The sequence below is a fragment of the Bordetella sp. N genome (genome assembly GCF_001433395.1).
Lineage (GTDB): Bacteria > Pseudomonadota > Gammaproteobacteria > Burkholderiales > Burkholderiaceae_B > Bordetella_C.
This window is the reverse complement of record NZ_CP013111.1, coordinates 2287796-2309253: the sequence shown is the minus strand read 5'-3', so window position 1 is coordinate 2309253 and position 21458 is coordinate 2287796. Positions and strand designations below refer to the sequence as shown.

The window sequence follows — 21458 nt, the reverse complement described above, 5'->3', positions numbered from 1 at the left end:
ATGAGCAATACGGTTGAAATCAAGGTACCCGATATCGGCGACTTCAAGGAAGTGGAAGTCATCGAAGTGCTGGTCGCCGTGGGCGATACGATCAAGGCCGAGCAAAGCCTGATCACCGTCGAGTCCGACAAGGCGTCGATGGAGATCCCGGCGTCGCAAGGCGGCGTGGTCAAGGCCGTCAAGGTCAAGGTCGGCGACAAGGTGGCCATGGGTTCGGTGGTGCTGGAACTGGACGCTGCCGCGGAAGCCGCGGCGCCGGCCGCCGCCCCCAAGGCCGCGGCGCCTGCCGCTGCCGAAGCGCCCAAGATGCCGGCGCCGCCCCCGGCCGCGAATGCCGCTCCGGCTGCTTCGTCGGCCGCTGCGGCCCCTGCCGCGTCCACGTACTCGGGCAGCGTCGATATCGAATGCGACATGCTGGTGCTGGGCGCCGGCCCTGGCGGCTATTCGGCTGCCTTCCGGTCGGCCGACCTGGGCCTGAAAACGGTCCTGGTCGAGCGCTACGCCACCCTGGGCGGTGTCTGCCTGAACGTCGGCTGCATTCCGTCCAAGGCCCTGCTGCACGTGGCGGCGGTCATGGAAGAAGCCAAGGCCCTGGCCGATCACGGCGTCACCTTCGGTGAGCCCAAGATCGACCTGGACAAGCTGCGCAGCTTCAAGGACAGCGTGGTCGGCAAGCTGACCGGCGGCCTGGCCGGCATGGCCAAGATGCGCAAGGTCACCGTGGTGACCGGCGTGGGCGAGTTCGCCGACGCCTATCACCTGACGGTGAAGGCGGCTGACGGCAAGACCCAGACCATCCGCTTCAAGAACGCCATCATCGCGGCGGGCAGCCAGGCCGTGCGCCTGCCTTTCCTGCCCGATGACGAACGTGTCGTCGATTCGACCGGCGCGCTGCTCCTGCGCAGCATCCCCAAGAAGATGCTGATCGTCGGTGGCGGCATCATCGGCCTGGAAATGGGCACGGTGTACTCCACCCTGGGCGCGCGCCTGGACGTGGTGGAAATGCTGGACGGCCTGATGCAGGGCGCGGACCGCGACCTGGTCAAGGTGTGGCAAAAGTACAATACGCCGCGCTTCGACAACATCATGCTCAAGACCAAGACGGTGGGCGCGGAAGCCAGGAAAGACGGCATCTACGTCACCTTCGAGGGCGAGGGCGCGCCGAAAGAGCCGCAACGCTACGACCTGGTGCTGCAAGCCGTCGGCCGCAGCCCCAACGGCAAGAAGATCGGCGCCGACAAGGCGGGCATCGCGGTCACGGACCGTGGCTTCATCGAAGTCGACAAGCAGATGCGCACCAATGTGCCGCACATCTTTGCTATCGGCGACATCGTCGGCCAGCCCATGCTGGCGCACAAGGCCGTGCATGAAGGCCATGTGGCGGCCGAGGCCGCGGCTGGCGAGAAGTCCTTCTTCGACGCCCGCGTCATTCCGTCGGTGGCCTACACCGATCCGGAAGTGGCATGGGTGGGTTTGACGGAAGACGAAGCCAAGAAGCAAGGCGTCAAGATCGAGAAGGGCGTGTTCCCTTGGGCGGCTTCCGGCCGTGCCATCGCCAATGGCCGCGACGAAGGCTTCACCAAGCTGCTGTTCGATGCCGAAACCCATCGCATTCTGGGTGGTGGCATCGTGGGCACGCATGCCGGTGACCTGATCAGCGAATTGGCGCTGGCCGTGGAAATGGGCGCCGACGTGGTCGACATCGCCAAGACCATCCACCCGCACCCGACCCTGGGTGAGTCGGTGGGCATGGCCGCGGAAGTGGCTGAAGGCGTCTGCACCGATCTGCCCCCGGTCCGCAAGAAGTAGGCCCCCCCGTACCCGCTTACGCGGGCCCCCCAGGGGGCGACACCAACGGACCGGGGGACCCGGCTCCGTGGTGTCTGCGATGGGGCACGTTCTTGCCAAGGTCTTGGAGGGTTGTGTTTGTGATGGACAAGGCTGGTGCGCGGGCGGTCAATATCGTGCCCGGGCACGAGAAGGCCGCCCTTTCCGACGGGCAACGGCTTTTCAATACCCTCACCGGGCAGATCGAAGCGCGCCGCGCTCGTCTGCGCGCGTGGGAGGTCATGCAGACCACTTTTCACAAGCAGTACGTCGACGAGTTGCTGCCGCTGGTGCGGGAGTCGACCGGGCTGCAGGTGAAGATGGTCCACAGGCTCAACGACGCCTATGACGACCGCAGCCTGAGCAAGGCCGAACGGCTGACGCTGTCGGACCTGATCGCGCGGATGGCGACTCGTCTGGTCGAAGATTCCGACGACGCCGGCCTGCGGGCCATCCTGAACATGCATGGCGGGCCCGACGACGCCGATGGCGACGTGCAACCTGTGGCATCGGCGCGGACTACCCAGGCAGGGGCAGAGGATGCAAACGCATCCGGGCGCGCTGCCGACGACGGCGATGCGTCCGGGCGCGCTGCCGATGCCGCTGCCGATAGTCCCGACGAATTGCTGGACTACGAACAGGCGCAAGAGCAGGCCCGGCTGGCGCGTGAGGCCGCCAAGGACAAGGCCCGGGCCGCCCGCAAGCAGGCGCAGGCCGAAAAGAACGCAGCAAAACAGGCGGCTAAACAGGCTTCCGAAAAGCCCGCCGCGCCGTCCCCGCAACAGCAGGCCGCCGCCCTGCTGGAAGCCGCGCAAGCGGAAGCCAGCAAATCCATGCGCGAGGTCTACCGCAAGCTGGCCAGCGCCTTGCATCCCGACCGTGAGCCGGACCCCGAAGAGCGCGTACGCAAGACTGCCCTGATGCAGGAAGCCAATCGCGCCTACGAGAAAAAGGATCTGCTCAGGCTGCTGGAGTTACGGTTGGAGCTGGAGCACATCGACCAGCAAGCCATCAACGGCATCAACGAAGATCGCCTCAAGCACTACAACCAGATCCTCCAGGAACAACTGGGCGATCTCGACGAGGAAATCCGGCATCTGGAGGACGGCTTCCGGCGCTCCTATGGCATCCGTAAGTCCAGCGCCATCGAGCCCGACACCATTCTGCGCATCCTGCGCAAGGACGTGGCCGGGCTGCGTGACCAGATCCGCGACATGGCGGTGGAATTGCGCCTGCTGGAAGACATCGAACGCCTGAAGGCCTGGCTGGGTCATCTGAAGATCCACATGAAAACGCAAGGGCGTTGAATGCAGAAAGGCCGCGGCTTCTGACCGCGGCCTTTTTGATTGGCCGGCGGGCAATCGCCCCACCAGCCAGGTATCGCAGCGCCGGCCAATGCGCTTCATCGCCGGCTGAACATCCCCTTTACCGGAACAACACGACCGCCTGTTGCAGCGTGCCCCAGAAGCCATAGGCCAGCGGGATCACCACGCAGGCCCAGGCGAACAGCACCAGGATCGCGGGCGTGCGGAAGGTGCTGGTGCCCTGGCCGTGCACCGCGGACGCGGAGGCCCGCTCATGCGCCAGCGCCTTCTCGGTGGCCAGTTCCTCGTCCGTCATGAAATGCTTGCGATTGACCGGGCGGATGGCCAGGTTGCACAGCAGGCCCACGACGAGCAAACCGGCCAGGATGTACATGGTGATGTCGTAGACCTGTGCGCGCGGCACGCCGATCGACAGCTGGTACTCGCGCAGCGAGCTGATCAACATGGGGCCGAAGATGCCGGCGGCCGACCATGCCGTCAGCAGGCGGCCGTGGATGGCGCCCACCATCTGCGTGCCGAACAGGTCGGCCAGATAGGCCGGCACGGTGGCGAAGCCGCCGCCATAGAACGACAGGATGATGCAGAACGCGCCGACGAACAGGGCCAGATGGCCGTTGTGCGCGGACCAGGGCACCGATGCGTACAGCACGATGCCCACCACCAGGAACATGGCGTAGGTCATCTTGCGGCCCAGCTTGTCCGACAGGCTGGCCCAGACGAATCGTCCACCGATGTTGAACAGGCTGAGCAGGCCGGTGAAGCCCGCGGCGATGGTCGCGATGGCGGCCAGCTGTTCCTTGTTCAACTGTGCGTAGCCGAGGGCGTCCTGGTTGATCAGGCGGCCGCCGAACACTTCCTGCAGCAGCGGCGACGCCATGCCCAGGATGCCGATGCCGGCGGTCACGTTCAGGCACAGCACCAGCCACACCAGCCAGAACTGCGGCACGCCCCAGACCTTCTTCACGTGCACATGGCCGTGGGTGATCATGGCGTTATTGGTCTGCGCGGCGGGCGCCGTCCAGCCTTCCGGCTTCCAGTTGGACGCGGGCACGCGGTAGCCCAGCGCGCCGGCGACCATGAACACGGCGTAGATCACGGCCATGGTCAGGAAGGTCTGCCACACACCGGGCGAGCCGGGTTGGGCGTAGTAGCGCATCAGGGCGTTGGCCAGCGGCGCACCGACCATGGCGCCGCCGCCGAAACCCATGATGGCCATGCCGGTGGCCATGCCGCGGCGGTCAGGGAACCACTTGATCAGGGTGCTGACGGGCGAGATATAGCCCAGGCCCAGCCCGATGCCGCCGATGATGCCGGAGCCCACCCATAGCAGCCACAGCTGGTGGACGTAGATGCCGATGGCGGAGATCACCAGTCCACCGCACCAGCACACGGCCGATACCAGCCCGGCCTTGCGCGGACCCGCGCGTTCAAGCCAGCCGCCCCACAGCGCGGCCGAGCAGCCCAGCAGGACGAAGAACAGGATGTAGGTCCCGGTCAGGCTGGAGATACGCCAGTCGCAGGTGGTGGTGAACAGCTCGGAGAACAGGCTCATGTCGGCCGGGCAGGCCAGTGCCGTGGTGCCGCCCAGGGCCTTGGACAGCGGCAGCCAGAACACGGAGAAACCGTATGCCATGCCGATGCACAGGTGGATGGCGAGGGCCGCCGGGGGAACCAGCCAGCGGCTGAAGCCGGGGCCGGCGATGGTGCGTTCTTTGTCGAGGAAGCCGGGTCGCGCGCCCGGCAGGTCTAGCGTGGTTGCCGAATTCATCTTGTTTTTCCTGTAATTGTCTTTCGTATGGGCATTGCGGCAGTGTGTTGCTTCGCGTGGGTAGAGCAGAGAGCTTAAGGTTGGGGGGAAATCAGACAGGGTTGTTGGCCGGGGCAATGACCCGGGGCAACAGGCGCTCGCGATATTGCGTGACCGCCTCCAGCACGATGGGCGCCAGGGTGGTGTCGCCATCGATGCCGTCGGGATGGGCCTGCAGGAACGCCAGCAGCTCGTTGCGCATGCGCGGCTCCCAGAATTTCTGGATGTGGCCGGCGATGCCTTCGAGTGCTTCGGGCCGGTCCGGCATCGCGTCGAAAAAGTCGCCGATGCGGTTGGCCATGCGAATTAGATTGTGTGGGTCCATGTATTTACTTTCCGGCGGGGGCGGGTTCGCGTTCGGCCAGCAGTTTCTGCTGGATGTCGGTGAACCGGTTCCACTGGCGCTGCCATTCCGAAGGTTGCGACACGCGCACCACCTGTACGGCCGTTACCTTGTATTCCGGGCAGTTGGTGGCCCAGTCGGAATTGTCGGTGGTGACGACGTTGGCGCCTGACTCCGGAAAATGGAAGGTGGTGTATACCACGCCTGGCTGCACGCGATCGGTCAACACCGCGCGCAGCACGGTTTCGCCGGCCCGGCTCTGCACGCCCACCCAGTCGCCGCTGACGATGCCGCGGTCCTCGGCGTCCTGCGGATGCACTTCGAGCACGTCTTCGCCATGCCACATGACGTTGGGCGTGCGCCGGGTCTGGGCGCCGACATTGTATTGGGACAGGATGCGGCCGGTGGTCAGCAGCAAGGGGAATTTGCGCGTGCTGCGTTCGTCGCTGGCCACGTACTTGGTGATGATGAAACGCCCCTTGCCGCGCACGAAATGGTCGATGTGCATGATGGGGGTGCCGTCCGGGGCATCCTCGTTGCAGGGCCATTGCAGGCTGCCCAGGCGGTCCAGCTTGGCGTAGCTGACGCCGGCGAAGGTGGGGGTCAGACGCGCGATCTCGTCCATGATCTCCGACGGATGGCGGTAGTTCATGGGATAGCCCAGCGCATTGGACAGGGCCACCGTCACTTCCCAGTCGGCCTTGCCGTTCTTGGGCTCCATCACCTTGCGCACGCGCGAGATGCGCCGCTCGGCGTTGGTGAAGGTGCCGTCCTTTTCCAGGAAGGATGAGCCCGGCAGGAATACATGGGCGTATTTGGCGGTTTCGTTCAGAAAGAGGTCCTGCACCACGATGCATTCCATGGCGGCCAGGGCGGCCGCCACGTGCTGCGTGTTGGGGTCGGACTGGACGATGTCCTCGCCCTGGCAATACAGGCCCTTGAAGGAGCCGCCCAGCGCCGCTTCGAACATGTTCGGGATGCGCAGGCCGGGCTCCGGCTGCAAGGTCACGCCCCAGTCGCGCTCGAACTGGCTGCGCACCACGTCGTCGGAGATGTGGCGGTAGCCCGGCAGTTCGTGCGGGAAGGACCCCATGTCGCACGAGCCCTGCACATTGTTCTGTCCGCGCAGCGGATTCACGCCGACGCCTTCGCGGCCGATGTTGCCGGTGGCCATGGCCAGATTGGCGATGCCCATCACCGTGGTCGAGCCCTGGCTGTGCTCGGTCACGCCCAGGCCGTAGTAGATCGCGCCGTTGCCGGCGGTGGCGTACAGCCGGGCCGCGCCGCGCACGGCCGCGGCCGGCACGCCGGTCACGGCTTCCATGGCCTCGGGCGAGTTTTCCGGCAGGCAGACGAAGGCGCGCCATTCGTCGAAGGCCTTCTTCTCGCAGCGCTCGGCCACGTAGGCCTCGTCGATCAGGTTCTCGGTGGCGATGACGTGGGCCAGCGAGGACAGCAGGGCCACGTTGGTGCCGGGCCGCACCTGAAGGTGGAAGTCGGCCTTGATGTGCGGCGAGCTGACCAGTTCGATGCGGCGCGGATCGATGACGATCAGGCGCGCGCCCTGGCGCAGGCGCTTCTTCAGGCGTGACGCGAAGACCGGATGGCCGCTGCTGGGGTTGGCCCCCATCACGATCACCACGTCGGCGTGCATCACCGAGTCGAAGGTCTGGGTGCCGGCGGATTCGCCCAGGGTCTGCTTCAGTCCGTAGCCCGTGGGCGAGTGGCACACACGGGCGCAGGTGTCGACGTTATTGGTGTTGAAGGCGGCGCGCACCAGCTTCTGCACCAGCCACGTTTCCTCGTTGGTGCAGCGGGACGAGGTGATGCCGCCGACGGAGTCGCGGCCGTATGTTCCCTGCAGCCGCTTGAATTCGCTGGCGGCGTAGCCCAGGGCTTCCTCCCAGCTGACTTCGCGCCAGGGGTCGCTGATGCGCTTGCGGATCATGGGCTTGAGCACGCGCTCCTTGTGCGTGGCGTAGCCCCAGGCGAAGCGGCCCTTCACGCAGGAATGGCCGCGGTTGGCCTGGCCGTCCTTCCACGGCACCATGCGCACCACCTCCTGGCCCTTCATCTCGGCGCGGAAGGAGCAGCCCACGCCGCAGTAGGCGCAGGTGGTGATGACCGAATGTTCGGCCTGGCCCATCATGATGATGGTCTTTTCCTGCAGGGTGGACGTCGGACAGGCCTGTACGCAGGCGCCGCAGGACACGCATTCGCTGTCCATGAAGGGCTGGTCCTGGCCCGCCGACACGCGCGACTCGAAGCCGCGGCCCGAGATGGTCAGCGCGAACGTGCCCTGGGTTTCCTCGCAGGCCCGCACGCAGCGGTTGCAGACGATGCACTTGGACGGATCGTAGGCGAAGTAGGGATTCGATTCGTCCTTGGCGCTTTGCAGGTGATTGGCGCCTTGATAGCCGTAGCGCACATCGCGCAGGCCTACGACACCGGCCATGTCCTGCAGCTCGCAGTCGCCATTGGCGGGACAGGTCAGGCAGTCCAGCGGGTGGTCGGAGATGTACAGCTCCATCACGCCCCGGCGCAGTTCGTGCAGCTTGGGGGTCTCGGTGTAGACCACCATGCCGGCTTCCACCGGGGTGGTGCAGGACGCCGGATAGCCGCGCCGGCCGTCGATCTGCACCAGGCACAGGCGGCAGGAGCCGAAGGCTTCCAGGCTGTCGGTGGCGCACAGTTTGGGAATGTTGATGCCGGCCTCGGCGGCCGCGCGCATTACCGAGGTGCCGGCGGGCACCTGGATCTCCTGCCCATCGATGGTCAGGGCCACCATCTCTTCCGCGACGCGCGCGGGGGTGCCGTAGTCCCGTTCTCGTTTTACGACGGTCTCTAACATGACGCTTGTCTCCGATCCGGCGGCGGCTGCTTGGCCTGGCGCCTGGTTTGCCGCTTTTCGCGCGGCTTGGTGTGCTGTACTTAATGTGCTGCCTGGGTCTCGCTGGTCGTTTGGCCCAGGCCGAAATCCTGCGGGAAGTGCTTGAGGGCTGACAGCACGGGATAGGGCGCCATGCCGCCCAGGGCGCAGAGCGAGCCGCCCAGCATGGTGTCGCACAGGTCGCGCAGCAGCACCACCTGTTTGCCGTGGTCCTTGCCGCCGGCCGCGATGCGGTCCAGCGTTTCCACGCCCCGGGTGGAGCCGATGCGGCAGGGCGTGCATTTGCCGCAGGATTCGACCGCGCAGAATTCCATGGCATAGCGCGCCATGCGCAGCATGTCGACGCTGTCGTCGAAGGCCACCAGGCCACCGTGGCCTATCATGGCCGAAGCGGCCGCGTAGGCTTCGTAGTCGAGCGGGATGTCCCATTGCGACTCGGGCAGATAAGCGCCCAAGGGACCGCCCACCTGGACCGCGCGCAAGGGTCGTCCGCTGGCACTGCCGCCGCCGAAGTCGTAGAGCAATTCGCGCAAGGTCAGGCCAAAGGCTTTTTCGACCAGGCCGCCGTGGCGCAGATTGCCGGCCAGCTGGAAGGGCAGGGTGCCGGTGGAGCGCCCCACGCCGTAGTCCCGATAATGCTGCGCGCCGCGCGCCAGGATGATGGGCACCGAGGCCAGCGAGATCGCGTTATTGATGACCGTGGGCTTGCCGAACAAGCCGGTGACGGCCGGTAGCGGCGGCTTGGCGCGCACGACGCCGCGCTTGCCCTCCAGGCTCTCCAGCAGCGACGTTTCCTCGCCACAGATGTAGGCGCCCGCGCCGACACGCACTTCCAGGTCGAAGGCGCGGCCGCTGCCGCAGACGTCGCCGCCTAGCCAGCCCGCCGTGCGGGCCGTCGCGATGGCCTCGTCCAGCGCCGCGATCGAGTGGGGGTATTCCGAGCGCACGTAGATGTAGCCGACGGTGGCGCCGACTGCCAGGCCGGCGATGGCCATGCCTTCGATCAGGACGAAGGGATCGCCTTCCATCAGCAGCCTGTCCGCGAAGGTGCCCGAATCGCCTTCGTCGGCATTGCACACGATGTACTTCTGCGTGGCTGGCGCCGCGGCCACGGTTTTCCATTTGATGCCCGTGGGGAAGGCGGCGCCGCCGCGGCCCCGCAGCCCGGACTGCACGATTTCCTCGACGATGAGCGCCGGGTCCATGGTGGCGGCGCGGCGCAGGCCGGCCAGGCCGCCGTGCGCTTCATAGTCCTGGAGCGAGCGGGGATCGATGATGCCGACGCGCGCGAAGGTCAGGCGTTCCTGGCGCTTCAGGTAAGGGATCTCGTCGGTGAGACCCTGGCATAGCGCATGGGCGGCGCCGGTCAGCCAGCCGGCGTCGAACAGGCTGGACACATCGTCGGCCTCGACCGGACCGTAGGCGACGCGGCCGGCCGGCGTAGCGATCTCGACCAGGGTTTCCAGCCAAAGCAGGCCACGCGAGCCGTTACGCACGATGCGCACGGCAAGACCGCGGCGCGCGGCTTCGGTGGTGATGGCCAGGGCAACGGCGTCGGCGCCCACCGCCAGGGCGGCGGCGTCGCGCGGGACGTAGACGGTCACGGGTTGCCGGGAGCTTGGGGCTGCGGCTGCCGTGGATTGATGGGGCGGTTGAGCCTGAGGCTGCTGTGTCATTCCGCGGCCTCCGTCACATATCCAAGGATCTTGTCGAAGCGCTTGGGCGTGAGGCGGGCGTAGGGCACGCCGTTCACCAGCATGGCCGGGGACTGGGCGCACAGGCCCAGACAGTAGACCGGCTCCAGGGTGTAGTTGCCGTCGGGGCTGCTGCCATGCAGATCGCAGCCCAGCTTCTTGCGCACGTGCTGGGTCAGCTTTTCGCTGCCCATGGCCTGGCAGGATTCGGCCTGGCACAGCTCGATGACGTGGCGGCCGCGAGGCGTCTGGTGGAAATGAGGGTAGAAGGTGATGACGCCGTGGACTTCGGCGCGCGACAGATTCAGGCCGTCGGCAATGGCCTGCACGGTGTCCGGCGGGATATGGCCCAGCTCGGCCTGGATGGCGTGCAGGATGGGCAGCAGGGCGCCGGCCTGTTGCGCGTGCGCCGCGACGATGCGCTGGACGGCGGCCAGCGCGGGCGTACAGGGCTGGCCTGGCGGGGTGTTGACGGACGTGACCGGTTCGGACACTGCCACCTGCGACCCTCGCGCGGCGCCGGTGGATGCCAGATCGACTCTGGCTTGACCTTTGATCATGGAGTTGGGCTCCTGAGGTTCTGTGGGTACGGGTTTCTATATGTTTTCGAGAACATATATGAAATGGCCGTTGTCTCCTAGGAGCGACTGTATAGCCACTCGGATGGTGGTTCAATATGAAAAGATTTACCTGTTTGGGAACATACGGAGTTTCCCTGCCATGAATCCTCCCAGCGGTCCTTTGCGTATTACCTTACGTCCCGGCTGGTGGCTGGATCGCGATGACGCCGGGCCTGGCGTGCCCTTGCAGGAAATGCTGGCCTTGCTTGCCGCCATCGATGCCACGGGCAATATCACCGGCGCATGCCGCGCCTGCGGCTTGTCTTACCGTCACGCGTGGGGCGTGCTGCGGCGCTTCGAGGATTTGTTCGGCGCGCCTCTGTTGGTGACGCACCGGCGCCAGGGCTCGGAGCTGTCGCCCCTCGGGCAGCGCTTGCTGTGGGCCAATCGCCGCATCGAGGCGCGCTTGATGCCCATGCTGGATAGCCTGGCGTCCGAGCTACAGGAAGAACTGCAGCGGCTGCTGCCCGAGAGCAAGCCGCACTTGCGCCTGCATGCCAGCCATGGATTCGCGGTCGAAGCCCTGCTGCAGCATATGCAGGCCCAGGCGCCGGGACTGGAGCTGCGTTATCGCACGGCCAGCGAAGCGCTGGCGGCGCTGGATGCGGGCGAATGCGACCTGGCGGGTTTCCAGGTGCCGTTGGGGGCATTCGAGCCGGCCATGCTGGAACACTACCGCCAGTGGTTGCATCGCGACGAGCATCTGCTGGTGCATCTGGCGGTGCGCAACACCGGCCTGTTCATTCCAGCGGGCAATCCAAAGCGCATCGTGGGGATGGCCGACCTGGCGCGGCCGGGTGTGCGTTTCGTCAATCGCCAGGTCGGCTCCAGCACCCGGCATCTGATCGAACTGATGTTGCGGCGCCTGGATATTCCGGTGGGGCAGGTGCAGGGGTACGAGAACAGCGAGTTCACGCATATGGCGGTGGCGGCGCATATCGCCAGCGGCATGGCCGATACCGGCATCGGCGTGGAGACCGCGGCCCACCGCTTCGGCCTGGACTTCGTGCCCTTGGCTCGCGAGCGCTATTTCTTTGCCTTGCGCAAGGAGCTGCTCGACCAGCCTGCCTTTCGAGCACTGCTCGGTGTCATGCAGGGCCCGTCCTACCGCGCTTTCGTCGGCCAGCTGGTCGGCTACGACGCGCGCGATACGGGACGGGTGCAGACGCTGGACGAGGCTTTCGGGTAGCGCCTCGGGGCCACCCTGGGTCGGCTATCAGCGCTTCTTGCCGACGCCTTGTTTGTAGACACCGCCGAAGCTGACGTTCAGGCCGCCGCACTTGTAGTTGTCCTCGACCACCAGGTAAGGGCCGCGGCGGACCATCTTGACGTGGCAATCTTCGGCGCCGCCTTGGGCGTAGGGCGCGGCCTTGTCATCGACCATGGCGAACGCGATCTGGCCGTTTTCAGGCTTGACGGTGCCTTCGATTTGACCGACGTGGACGTTATCGCCCATCTGCCACGTGGCGTTGCCGTCCACTTCGAAAGCGTCGCCCTTGGGCGTCAACGTGATCTCATTGCCGTAGACCAGCCATTTGCCCGCCCAGTCGGCGGGCTTTTGCTGCTCGGCGGGCACGGGTGCCAGCGCCGCGGCGGGCAGCCACTGAAGGAGCATGTCACTTTTGGCGGTGACGTAGCCGGTGCAGACGAAATCGCCTTCCCGGGTGCCGGTGACCACCACGTCGCCCTTGATCAGATAGGCCTTGGCCTGGCATTCCTTGCTGTCGCTGGGGCAGTGGTTGGACGCGTCCGCATGCTTGATGAAGTGCTGCCGGGCCGGAGTGACCACGGCGGCCTGGGCATTCTGCAGATTGATGTCGCCCCAGCCGCAGGCGGCGGAAGCGGCCAGCGGAAAGGCGGCGAAAGCCGTGCAGGCCAGCACTTCAATAACTTTGGATTTCATTGTTGCGGTTCCAGGCGATTGAGCGGATCGGACAACCATCGTTCGACCAATAGGAGGCAGATGATAGCCGCTCATGGCCACGCGTATCGGCGCAGGCCCGGCGACGACGGGTCTTCAGACCTCTTCAAACCTCTTCGAATCGCAGTATCACCTCGTAGCTGGGGGAGTCGCCGGGCTCCACTCCCCAGGCATTATTCACACGCAACGTGGCCCGTACGCCGTCGGTCACCCATGCCCAAAGCAGCGGCTTGCGCTGCGCTACCAATGGTTCCCAGACCGCGAGGCTTGGAGTCTGCCCTGGTGTGAGCGCCAGGGTCTTGTCGCTGGGCGGCAGGGTCTGCGCTTGCCATGTGCCACGGGCGAATTTCGCCAGGGTCGCCTGAACGAAGGACAGTCCCTCTTCGTGGGAGTAGTGCTCCTGCGATTCATAGAGCCATTCACTGGCGCGTATGCGGTGGTCGGTCTCGTCCTTGCGCATGTTGAGAAGACTGAAGGACCGGATGCCGTGCCAGAACACGCGGACGTCGCCGTGCTCGAAGATGGCCGGCATGGTCGCGGGAATTTGGCCTTTGACGGTCCAGACTCGGGAGGGTTCCTGTTCGTCGTAATAGGATTCGAAGTGGTCCGCGCCGCGCGCCTGCATCCACTCGTTCACGTCCTCGCCCAAGACGACGCGCAATTCCTTGAAGGGCCAGCGCTTGTTCGTGAAATAGTGGTCCAGCGCCACCAGGCTGATCAGTCCCGCGCCCCAGGCCGCCAGCACGCGGCGGCGCGGGAGCGGGGAGGGCAGATCCTGGCTTTCGGCGGAAGCAGCCGCGCTGCGATCCGGCGCGGGCAGATTCCTTATCGCCCGCAGGCGCGCGCGATGCACGGTGCGTTGCCAGCACCAGATCACCTGGGGCACGATGAGCAACAGATTGATCACATTGAATATCAGCCCCATGAAGGCGAACGCCCAGGAGCCCAGCACCGCCTTGGGCAGATTCAGCAAGCCTTCGCGGCCTTCCGCGATGGTCATCGCCGTACCCAGCAGAACGCCGCCCGTGGTCCAGGCCAATACATAACCATAGACACCCAGTCCCAGGGCGCCCAGGTACCAGTATTCAGTGAGGTCCGCGCGTCGGCGCCACGCGCGCCAGCAGACAAAGGCAACGCCGGTCAGGCCAAGCAAGCTGACGGTCAGCACGACCCCCGTCCAGGCATCGTCGCTCGCCCGCGACAGGGGTGTGGCCAGTTGCCGCAAAGGCGCGCCGTCGAATAGAAGGGCGTTGACGCCAAACCCCAAGGCCACCGCGCACCCGCCCAATAGCCAGATAAGCAGGAGCGTGGCGCGCAGGCGCCAACGGGCGCGGGGTGGAAGCGGAGCAGGGAGTGGCAGTGAAGGTGCGGGAGCGTCGGTCATGGTAGCGCGTACTTTACGCTGTCCGTGGTCGTTCGCTCCAGCCGCCTCAAGCCCGGGTCACGCGCTCCGCGCATTCCGCCAGTTGCAACAGGGCTTCGTCCTGGCCGTAGCGGCCGATCAGCTGTACGCCCAGCGGTAAGCCTAGCGCGCCGTGCGTGACGGGCAGGGCGATGGTGGGGAGATGCAGCAGGGTCCATAGCGCCCCAAATCGCGGTGAACCCGAATTGTCGTGGCCCAGCTCGGCTTCGCCGTCCGTGGCCAGATACACCAGGGCGTCGACGTCATCGAACAGGGTCTCGGCTTCCGCGCGACCGCGCGCGGCGCGGCCTTGCATGGCCAGGTACGCGGACAGGTCGATGGCTTCGCCGCCACGCATGCGCTCGGTGATGCGCGGGCTCAGCCGGTCCGCGTTGGTCAGGCGCTCATGCGCCAAGGCCTGGCGCGCGTCGTAGGCGACCAGGCGGCCCTGGTCCTCGATGAGGATTTCATAGTGCTGCGGCAAGACTCGTTGGCTGACGCTGAAGCCGGCTCGCCCCAATCGCGCCACCCAAGACTCCAGTGCCGAGATGGCCTGCGGGCTTGCGTGCCGCCATTGCGATGACAGGCAAACGCCGACCTTGTAGCGGCGGTCGGCCGCGGCGGGCTTGAAACGCCGGCCATGTATGCCAAGAACCGTGGCCGCCGCGTCGCTGACATCGCGCGCAAGGATGCCTACCGTGTCCTGCAAGGGACTCAGCAGCCCCACGCCCGCGGTCGACACCAGGCCGAAGCTCGGCTTGTAGCCGACGACGCCGCAGTAGATGGCCGGCCGGGTGATCGATCCGGTCGTCTGCGTGCCCCATGCCACCATCGCCATGCCATCGGCAACGGCCGCCGCGGATCCGCTCGATGAGCCGCCGGGCGTATGGGCCAGGCTCAAGGGATTGCGGGTGGGGCCTGGCGTCTGCGTGGCGAACTCACTGGTCACCACCTTGCCGATCATGACGCCGCCCTGTTCGCGCGTCAGCGCGATGCAGGCGCCGTCGCGCCCGGCCTGATGACCCGCGTAGATGGGCGATCCGTAAGTGGTGGGATAGTCCGCGCTCTGGATCACGTCCTTCGCGGCGAAGGGTATGCCGGCCAGCAGGCCGCGCCGGCGGCCGGCATCCACGTCGTCCGCCTGCGCCCGTATGCGTTGCGGGTCAAAGGCGCAGAAGGCCTGCACGTCGGCATTTCGGGCTTCCACCCGCGCCAGGCACTGTTCCGCCAGGTCACGGGCGCGCAAGGCGCCTGTCTCCATCAAGGACAGGGCCTGTGCGATGCCCGGCGCTGCGTTCGATCGATCCATGGATGCTTACTCGATACGGATGTTGGCGTCTTTGATGACCTTCGCCCACTTGTCGTGTTCCGCCTGCACGAACTTGGCGAAATCGGCCTGGCTGCCGCTGTTCGGTTCGGCGCCCTGGCGGCGGATCTGGTCGGCGACCGCGGGGGACGCGAGTACTTGCGCGGTTTCGTCATGCAGGCGCGCGACGATGGCGGCGGGGACCTTGGCCGGCGCGAACAGCGCGAACCAGCCGTCCACCGCGTAGCCGGGCAGGCCTGCTTCGGCAATGGTCGGGACGTTGGGCAGCAAGGACGAGCGCTGCGTGGAGGTCACGCCCAGCGCGATGAGCTTGCCGGCCTGGATATGCGGCAGGCACACCGGCAGATTGCAGAACATGACCTGCACGCGATTGCTCATCAAGTCCGGCAAGGGTTCGCTGCCGCCCTTGTACGGGATGTGCACCATGTCCGTCTTCGACATGCTCTTGAACAGCTCCGCCGACAAGTGCTGGCTGCCGCCCGCGCCGCCCGACGCGTAGCTGTAGTTATTGGTCTTGAGCTCTTCGATCAGGCCTTTGACATCACGCGCCTTGACCTGCGGATTGACCACCAGCACGTTGGTCACCGAAGCGACGTTCGCCACGGGCGCGAAGGCCTTCATCGGATCGAACTTCAGGTTCGAGTACAGGCTGGGATTGATGGCATTGGTGCTGGCCGCGCCCATCAACAGGGTGTAGCCGTCGGGCGCGCTGTCGGCGACGAAGCCGGCGCCGATGTTGCCGCCGGCTCCGGCCTTGTTCTCGACGATGATGGATTGCCCCAGCTTGTCGGAAAGTCCGGAAGCCAGAATGCGGGCCAATTGATCCGTGACGCTGCCCGGGCCGAAGGGCACGATCAGGCGAATGGGCTTGGTCGGATATTTCACTCCCTCAGCATGGGCGGCGGGCAGGGCGGCCAGCGCGCCGGTCATGGTCAGGCCCGCGGCCAGCACCGCCAGGCGGCGATTTTTCACAAACATTGGTATTCCCCTTGAGCTATGTATTCGGTAGTCCGCCACGCGCATCCGCGCGGCAAGCAAGTCATAGTAAGGAGCACATATTTATATATCCAATATAAAATTCTGAGCTGATTGATACGATAAACAACCTAATCGGGCTTGCCCCGACAGGGTCCTTCGCAGGAGATGCCTCTTGGCGCTCTTTTCCCGTCAACTCATCGCCTTCATGACCGTGGCGGACGAACTGCATTTCGGCCGCGCGGCGCAAAGACTGCATATCAGCCAGCCGCCCTTGAGCCAGCAGGTCCGGTTGTTCGAGGAATCCGTGGGGGTTTCCCTGTTCGAGCGTTCGACTCGCACGGTGCGCCTGACAGCCGCCGGCGCGGCCTTGCAGGCCGCGCTTCAGCGTCTGATGGATGACGGCGACGCGGCCTTGACCGCGGCCCGCCGGGTCGCGGTGGGGGAAGCGGGCTCGCTGCGCATCGGCTTCACGCCCACGGCCGCGTATCGCCTGGTACCGACCGCGGTGGGCCTGTATAGGCAAGACCACCCCGGCGTCCATCTATCGATGGTGGAAGGAGACACGGCGCTATTGCATGAGCTGCTGCGCCGGGACCGGCTGGACATCGCCGTGACCCGCCGCCACGACGCGATCGACGATGACGATCTGTTGATGGAAGCCGTCGATACCGAGCCTCTTGTTGTGGCGATGCCTGCCGGCCACGCCTTGGCCGGGCAGGCTGAAGTGGATATCACCGAACTGGCCGGCGTGCCCCTGATCGGCTTTGTGCGAGCCAGGTCCGAGTACTTCCATACCTTGTTGCATCGGCTGTTCAGCGACAACGGCATCGCGCCGGACATCGTCATGGAGAGCCTGCTGCCCACCTTGCTGACCCCGGTAGAGGCGGGTGTCGGCGTCGCCATCGTGCCCGCGTCGATCAGCGAGCTGCGGCCACGCGGCTTGCGGTATCTGCCCCTGCGGGCCAGGGTACTGCCGCGCTCGACGCTTTACGTCACGCACCGAAAGGACAGCATCAATCCCGCCGTGCCGGCGTTGAAGCAGGCGTTGATGACGGTCGGCGTTGTTTGAATTCCGCCGCTGCGTTTGGGTCCGGAGGTGCCGACAATCATTCCCGGGGCCGCTGGCGCTTGAGTTTTGACTCTTTGATGATTTTTTTATACGCGGCCTTGATTGCCGGCGTGGATTGCGAGGGCGTCGAGACAACACTCCCGCAGATGTCGCAGATCGCCACCAGGATGTCTCTGACCATGCCTATGCCGCTGGCGAAAGGCACATCTCTTCGACGATAAGTGGTGGCGACGATTGCTTTGCACTGTGCGCAGATCCCCGCGCTCTTATCGCCCTGCAGGAATTTTTTGGCTCTCATAGTCAGGCTCAACAACGAATGTCGAGCTTGGTCACGCTCTGCATGGAGTGGTTCCGGCAACGAATAAGCCATACGGTTTTTTTTGGCGTTCTAAGCCGGATACTGTTCCTCCCACGCTTCGACGTCCGCCAGCCCCAGATAGTCGCTGTATTCCGCGCCGGTCAGCATGCGGCCGTGCATGGCGGTGGTGTTGCCGTCCGCCCGCAGATGACCCAGGGCTTCGCGCATGGTGTAGCCCAGTGCGTTGCGCAACATGCCGGGGTAGATCGCCAGCGCCACGCCCAGATCAGCCAGGTCGGCGGCGCGTAGCGCGGTCATCGGGCCGCCGGAGTCCAGATTGAACATGCAGGGCACGCGCACGCGTTCAGTCACTTCGCGGATGTCGTCAAGCACGCCTTCGTGACCCTTCAGTTCGACGAAGACGGCGTCCGCGCCTTCGGCCGCGAAGGCCTGCGCACGTTCGATGGCCGCATCCAGGCCCATCGACGCGGCGCAATCGGTGCGGCCGATGACCAGCAGCCCGGTCGGCGCCCGTGCCGCCACCGCGGCGGCGATGCGCGCCACCGCCGTTTCGAACGGCAGCACGGCGCGCGCGCCGGGGAACTGCGCGCAGCGCTTGGGCGACTGCTGGTCCTCGATATGAATGGCCGCCACGCCGGCCGCCTCGAACTCCTCCACGCTGCGGCGGATGGCCGCGGCCGCGCCATAGCCGGTGTCGGCGTCGCAGATCAACGGCAGTTCCACGCACGCCGCCACGCGACGCGCATGGGCGGTGATCATGGTCAGGTCCACCAGCCCGACGTCGGGCTTGCCAAGCAGGCTGGCGGACACGCCATTGCCGGTCATGTAGACCGCCTCGAAACCGGCATGCTGCACCATGCGCGCGCCATAGGCGTCATAGACACCCGGCGCGATCAGCGTCGCGGCGCCACGGCCGGCGCGTTCCAGGCGCTGCCGCAAGGCCAGGCGCAGGCGCGCGGGCTTGTCGAGGGAGCTTGCTGAAGCATTGATGGTTGCCTTCATTGCGTATATCCCCAGTCAGGGTATTTGCTCAGGTAGGGGATCAGGCCGCCTTCGCGCAAGATGGCGCGAATCTGCGGGGGCAAGGGCCGCAAGGACTGCTTCGGCCCGCCGTTGGCCACGCCGATCTCGTTGGCCTTCAGGTCCAGGGTCAACTGGTCGCCGTCCTTATATGCGCTGGTGTCGCACTCGATGACCAGCAGGCCGTTATTGATGGCGTTGCGGAAGAACTGGCGCCCGAAGGACGGCGCCACGATCGCCGCGACACCCATCCGATGCAGGATGTGCACGGCCTGTTCGCGCGAGGAGTTGATGCCGAAATGACGCCCGGCCGCGATGATGCCGCCGGACTGGAAACGGCCGGCAAAGCCCGGCGCGACGCCGTCGAAGGCTTGCGCGGCGATGAAGGCCTCGTCCTTGCCGGGCAGGTATTTGCCGGAACACTGGGTGTCGGTGTTGACGTCGTCGCCCAGGACGAAGACCGGGCCGCTGATGATGTCGGTGAGCGTGTCATGCATGGTCAGGCCTCCAGAGTCCGCCGTCGACCGTGCGCGGGTCGGTGATGTAGCCGGTAAGCGCGGATGCCGCCACTGTCGCGGCGGAACCGAGCCAGATTTCCGCTTCGTGATTGCCCAGCCGGCCGCGGAAATTGCGGTTCGCGCTGGAGATGGCTACTTCGTTGTCGCCCGGGATCAGATGGTTGGTGATGCCGACGCAGGTGCCACAGCCCGCGGCCTCGAACGAGGCGCCCGCCGCGGTGAGAATCTCGATCAGGCCTTCGCGCGCCGCGTCCAGGTAGATCTTGCGCGAGGCCGGCGTGACGATCATGCGTACCCCGCGCGCCAGCTTGCGCCCGCGCAGGATGGCGGCGGCCTGGCGGATGTCGTCCAGCCGGCCGTTGGTGCAGGTGCCGATCAAGGCGAAGTTGATCTTCTGCCGGTCGATCTCCGTCACCGCCACCACGTCGTCCACTTCATGACGCCGCGCCACTTGCGGCGCCAGTTGCGCGCCGGCGATCGTGACGCGGTTGGCATAGCGCGCGTCCGCGTCCGCCGACACCGGGCGCGGCGGCCGGGCGCCGTGCGCGGCCAGCCAGGCCAGGGTCTTGTCATCGGCTTCGAGCAGGGCTGCCTTGGCGCCCAGCTCCGCGGCGTGATTGGCCAGGGTCATGCGATCGTCGATCTCCATGGCGCGTACCGCGTCGCCCACGTACTCGATGGCGTGGTAATTCAGGCCTTCCGCGCCGAAGCGGCCCAGCATGTGCAGGGTCACGTCCTTGGCCCAGACGCCCGCTTGCAAGATGCCGGTCAACTCGACGCGGGTGGTCTCGGGCACGCGCAGCCAGACTTTGCCCGTCCTCATCACGGCGGTGACGTCGGTACCTTCCACACCGGTACCGAAAGCGTTGAAGGCGCCATAGGTGACCGAATGGGTATCCGTGCCCACCACCAGGTCGCCACAGGTCAGGTGGCCACCTTCGGGCAGCACCTGGTGGCAGATGCCGTCGCCGATGTCATACAGCGGGCTGCCGTGCTCGTCGGCGAAACGGCGCATGGCGGTGTGGGTCTGCGCCGCCGCCAGGTTGGGCGGAGGCGAGTAATGGTCCAGCACCCAGGCGGTACGCGGCGCGAAAGGTAGCGTCTGCGCGCCCATCTTGTCGACCATGCGGATGGCGTTGGGTGCACGGGCGTCGTGGACCATGGCGAAGTCCACGTCGGCGACCACGATGTCGCCGGCGCGGACCTCGTCGACACCGGCATGCCGGGCGAGGATTTTTTCAGCAATGGTGGAAGGCATGTGTCAGGTCGTGGCTCAGAGGTTGATGTTCAGTTTCTTGATCAGGCCGCCCCATTTGTCGCTTTCGGCACGGATGTAGCGATCGGCTTCCTGCGGCGTGCTGGGCGCGGGATCCAGCCCCAGCTTCTTCAGCTTCGCGTCCACTTCCGGGTCCTTCAGGGTGGCGACGATGGCCTGGTTGAGGGCCGCGATCACCGGCGCCGGCGTCTGCGCGGGCGCCGTGAAGGCGTACCAGTTGTTGGCCTCGAAACCGGGGTAGCCGGATTCCGCGATGGTCGGCACATTGGGCAGGACGTCCAGTCTTTGCAGGCCGGTGGTGACGATGGGGCGCAGCTTGCCGGCGTTGATGAACTGGATGGCGTCGGTGGGACTGGCGAAGATCGATGCCAAGGTGCCGCCCAGCAGGTCATTGGTGGCCGGCGCGCCGCCCCGGTAGGCGACGTGCTGGTTCTGCAGGCCGGCCACGAATTTCAGCTGTTCCCCGGCCAGATGGCCGCTGCTGCCTATGCCGGATGACCCGAACGACATGTCGGAATGGGGCGCCTTCGCGGCTTGCAGGTACTCGGCGAAAGTGTGGATCTTGCTGTTGGCGTTGACGACCAGCACGTTGGAGAAGGACACGGCCAGGGAAATCGGCGCCATGTCGGTGACGGGGTCGTAGGACAGCTTGCTCAGATGCTGGTTGACGGCCAGTGAGCCTATCGTGCCCAGCATGATGGTGTAGCCGTCGGGCGCGGCCTTGATCAAGGCGTCCGACGCGATGTTGCCGCCGGCCCCGGGCCGGTTGTCGATGATGACGTTCTGCTTCAGCGTCTTGGACAGGACCGGCGCCATGATACGGGCCACCGTATCGGAACTGCCGCCGGCGGCGAAGCCGACCAGCAGGCGTATCGGACCGCGATTGGGGAAGTTGCCGGCGTCGGCGGCCGCGGCGTCGGTCGCGCCGAGGGCGAAGCTACAGGCCATGGCGACGATGCCGAACAGGCCGGGCGCGCGGACGGCGCGCCGTAGGAAGGGGGCTTTCACGTTTTGTCTCCTGTCTCCCTTGGTCTGAATGCCAGGGTGAAGCTACTCATGCAAAATCGGTGCCATTTCGCTCAAGAGGTCGGTGAAAACAGGTGGCTGCCCTGGGAAAACGGG

At 65.9% G+C, this 21458-nt stretch carries 18 protein-coding genes; 4 read left to right on the top strand and 14 right to left on the bottom strand.

The window, feature by feature from the left end; genetic code table 11:
- Together lpdA and ASB57_RS09935 are read left to right on the top strand one after the other, a co-directional pair.
- Window positions 1-1809 carry a dihydrolipoyl dehydrogenase gene (lpdA, locus tag ASB57_RS09940; protein WP_057652091.1) on the top strand — a complete coding sequence of 603 codons (1809 nt, stop codon included), beginning with the start codon at window positions 1-3 and terminating at the stop codon, window positions 1807-1809.
- A gap of 122 nt (window positions 1810-1931) precedes the next feature.
- The gene (locus ASB57_RS09935; protein ID WP_057652090.1) at window positions 1932-3134 is read left to right on the top strand and encodes a J domain-containing protein; all 1203 of its coding nucleotides are present in this window, start codon (window positions 1932-1934) and stop codon (window positions 3132-3134) included.
- A gap of 118 nt (window positions 3135-3252) precedes the next feature.
- On the opposite strand, the gene ASB57_RS09930 is transcribed toward ASB57_RS09935, so the two are convergent.
- From ASB57_RS09930 to ASB57_RS09910, 5 genes are all read right to left on the bottom strand, one after another.
- On the bottom strand, window positions 3253-4920 hold the full coding sequence (locus ASB57_RS09930; RefSeq protein WP_057652089.1) for an OFA family MFS transporter: 1668 nt from the start codon (window positions 4918-4920) through the stop codon (window positions 3253-3255).
- 91 nt (window positions 4921-5011) lie between these two features.
- A complete protein-coding gene (locus ASB57_RS09925) occupies window positions 5012-5284 on the bottom strand; it encodes a formate dehydrogenase subunit delta (protein ID WP_057652088.1) in 273 nt (90 codons plus the stop codon).
- Between the two features lie 4 nt (window positions 5285-5288).
- On the bottom strand, window positions 5289-8153 hold the full coding sequence (fdhF, locus tag ASB57_RS09920) for a formate dehydrogenase subunit alpha (RefSeq protein WP_057652087.1): 2865 nt from the start codon (window positions 8151-8153) through the stop codon (window positions 5289-5291).
- Window positions 8154-8233: 80 nt separating this feature from the next.
- Complete coding sequence (locus tag ASB57_RS09915) at window positions 8234-9796, bottom strand: formate dehydrogenase beta subunit (protein WP_369822819.1); 1563 nt, start codon at window positions 9794-9796, stop codon at window positions 8234-8236.
- Between the two features lie 68 nt (window positions 9797-9864).
- Window positions 9865-10446, bottom strand: a complete 582-nt coding sequence (locus ASB57_RS09910) for a formate dehydrogenase subunit gamma (RefSeq protein WP_057652085.1) — start codon at window positions 10444-10446, stop codon at window positions 9865-9867.
- Between the two features lie 160 nt (window positions 10447-10606).
- On the opposite strand from ASB57_RS09910, the gene ASB57_RS09905 reads away from it, so the two are divergent.
- Window positions 10607-11695 (top strand): substrate-binding domain-containing protein, encoded by a 1089-nt coding sequence (locus ASB57_RS09905; protein ID WP_057652084.1) that lies wholly within the window; start codon window positions 10607-10609, stop codon window positions 11693-11695.
- Between the two features lie 27 nt (window positions 11696-11722).
- Here ASB57_RS09905 and ASB57_RS09900 read toward each other — a convergent pair whose 3' ends face one another.
- The 4 genes from ASB57_RS09900 to ASB57_RS09885 all read right to left on the bottom strand — a co-directional run bounded on the left by ASB57_RS09900 (window position 11723) and on the right by ASB57_RS09885 (window position 16134).
- Window positions 11723-12409 (bottom strand): hypothetical protein, encoded by a 687-nt coding sequence (locus tag ASB57_RS09900; RefSeq protein WP_057652083.1) that lies wholly within the window; start codon window positions 12407-12409, stop codon window positions 11723-11725.
- 124 nt (window positions 12410-12533) lie between these two features.
- Window positions 12534-13811 carry a hypothetical protein gene (locus tag ASB57_RS09895; protein WP_156414113.1) on the bottom strand — a complete coding sequence of 426 codons (1278 nt, stop codon included), beginning with the start codon at window positions 13809-13811 and terminating at the stop codon, window positions 12534-12536.
- A 46-nt stretch (window positions 13812-13857) separates the two neighbouring features.
- Window positions 13858-15138 carry an amidase gene (locus ASB57_RS09890; protein ID WP_057652081.1) on the bottom strand — a complete coding sequence of 427 codons (1281 nt, stop codon included), beginning with the start codon at window positions 15136-15138 and terminating at the stop codon, window positions 13858-13860.
- 6 nt (window positions 15139-15144) lie between these two features.
- Entirely contained in the window at window positions 15145-16134 is a 990-nt protein-coding gene (locus tag ASB57_RS09885; protein WP_057652080.1) for a tripartite tricarboxylate transporter substrate binding protein, read from the bottom strand.
- A 172-nt stretch (window positions 16135-16306) separates the two neighbouring features.
- On the opposite strand from ASB57_RS09885, the gene ASB57_RS09880 reads away from it, so the two are divergent.
- On the top strand, window positions 16307-17203 hold the full coding sequence (locus ASB57_RS09880) for a LysR family transcriptional regulator (RefSeq protein ID WP_057652079.1): 897 nt from the start codon (window positions 16307-16309) through the stop codon (window positions 17201-17203).
- A 37-nt stretch (window positions 17204-17240) separates the two neighbouring features.
- Here ASB57_RS09880 and ASB57_RS09875 read toward each other — a convergent pair whose 3' ends face one another.
- The 5 genes from ASB57_RS09875 to ASB57_RS09855 all read right to left on the bottom strand — a co-directional run bounded on the left by ASB57_RS09875 (window position 17241) and on the right by ASB57_RS09855 (window position 21344).
- Entirely contained in the window at window positions 17241-17501 is a 261-nt protein-coding gene (locus tag ASB57_RS09875; protein ID WP_057652078.1) for a hypothetical protein, read from the bottom strand.
- 90 nt (window positions 17502-17591) lie between these two features.
- Window positions 17592-18524, bottom strand: a complete 933-nt coding sequence (locus tag ASB57_RS09870; RefSeq protein ID WP_057652077.1) for an oxaloacetate decarboxylase — start codon at window positions 18522-18524, stop codon at window positions 17592-17594.
- Window positions 18521-19039 (bottom strand): hypothetical protein, encoded by a 519-nt coding sequence (locus ASB57_RS09865; protein ID WP_057652076.1) that lies wholly within the window; start codon window positions 19037-19039, stop codon window positions 18521-18523. Before ASB57_RS09865 ends, ASB57_RS09870 begins: the two co-directional genes overlap by 4 nt.
- Window positions 19032-20318, bottom strand: coding sequence for an aconitase/3-isopropylmalate dehydratase large subunit family protein (locus ASB57_RS09860; RefSeq protein WP_057652075.1), 1287 nt, complete (start codon window positions 20316-20318; stop codon window positions 19032-19034). The genes ASB57_RS09865 and ASB57_RS09860 overlap by 8 nt, the downstream gene beginning before the upstream one ends.
- A gap of 15 nt (window positions 20319-20333) precedes the next feature.
- Window positions 20334-21344 (bottom strand): tripartite tricarboxylate transporter substrate binding protein, encoded by a 1011-nt coding sequence (locus ASB57_RS09855; RefSeq protein ID WP_057652074.1) that lies wholly within the window; start codon window positions 21342-21344, stop codon window positions 20334-20336.
- Window positions 21345-21458 lie beyond the last annotated feature (114 nt).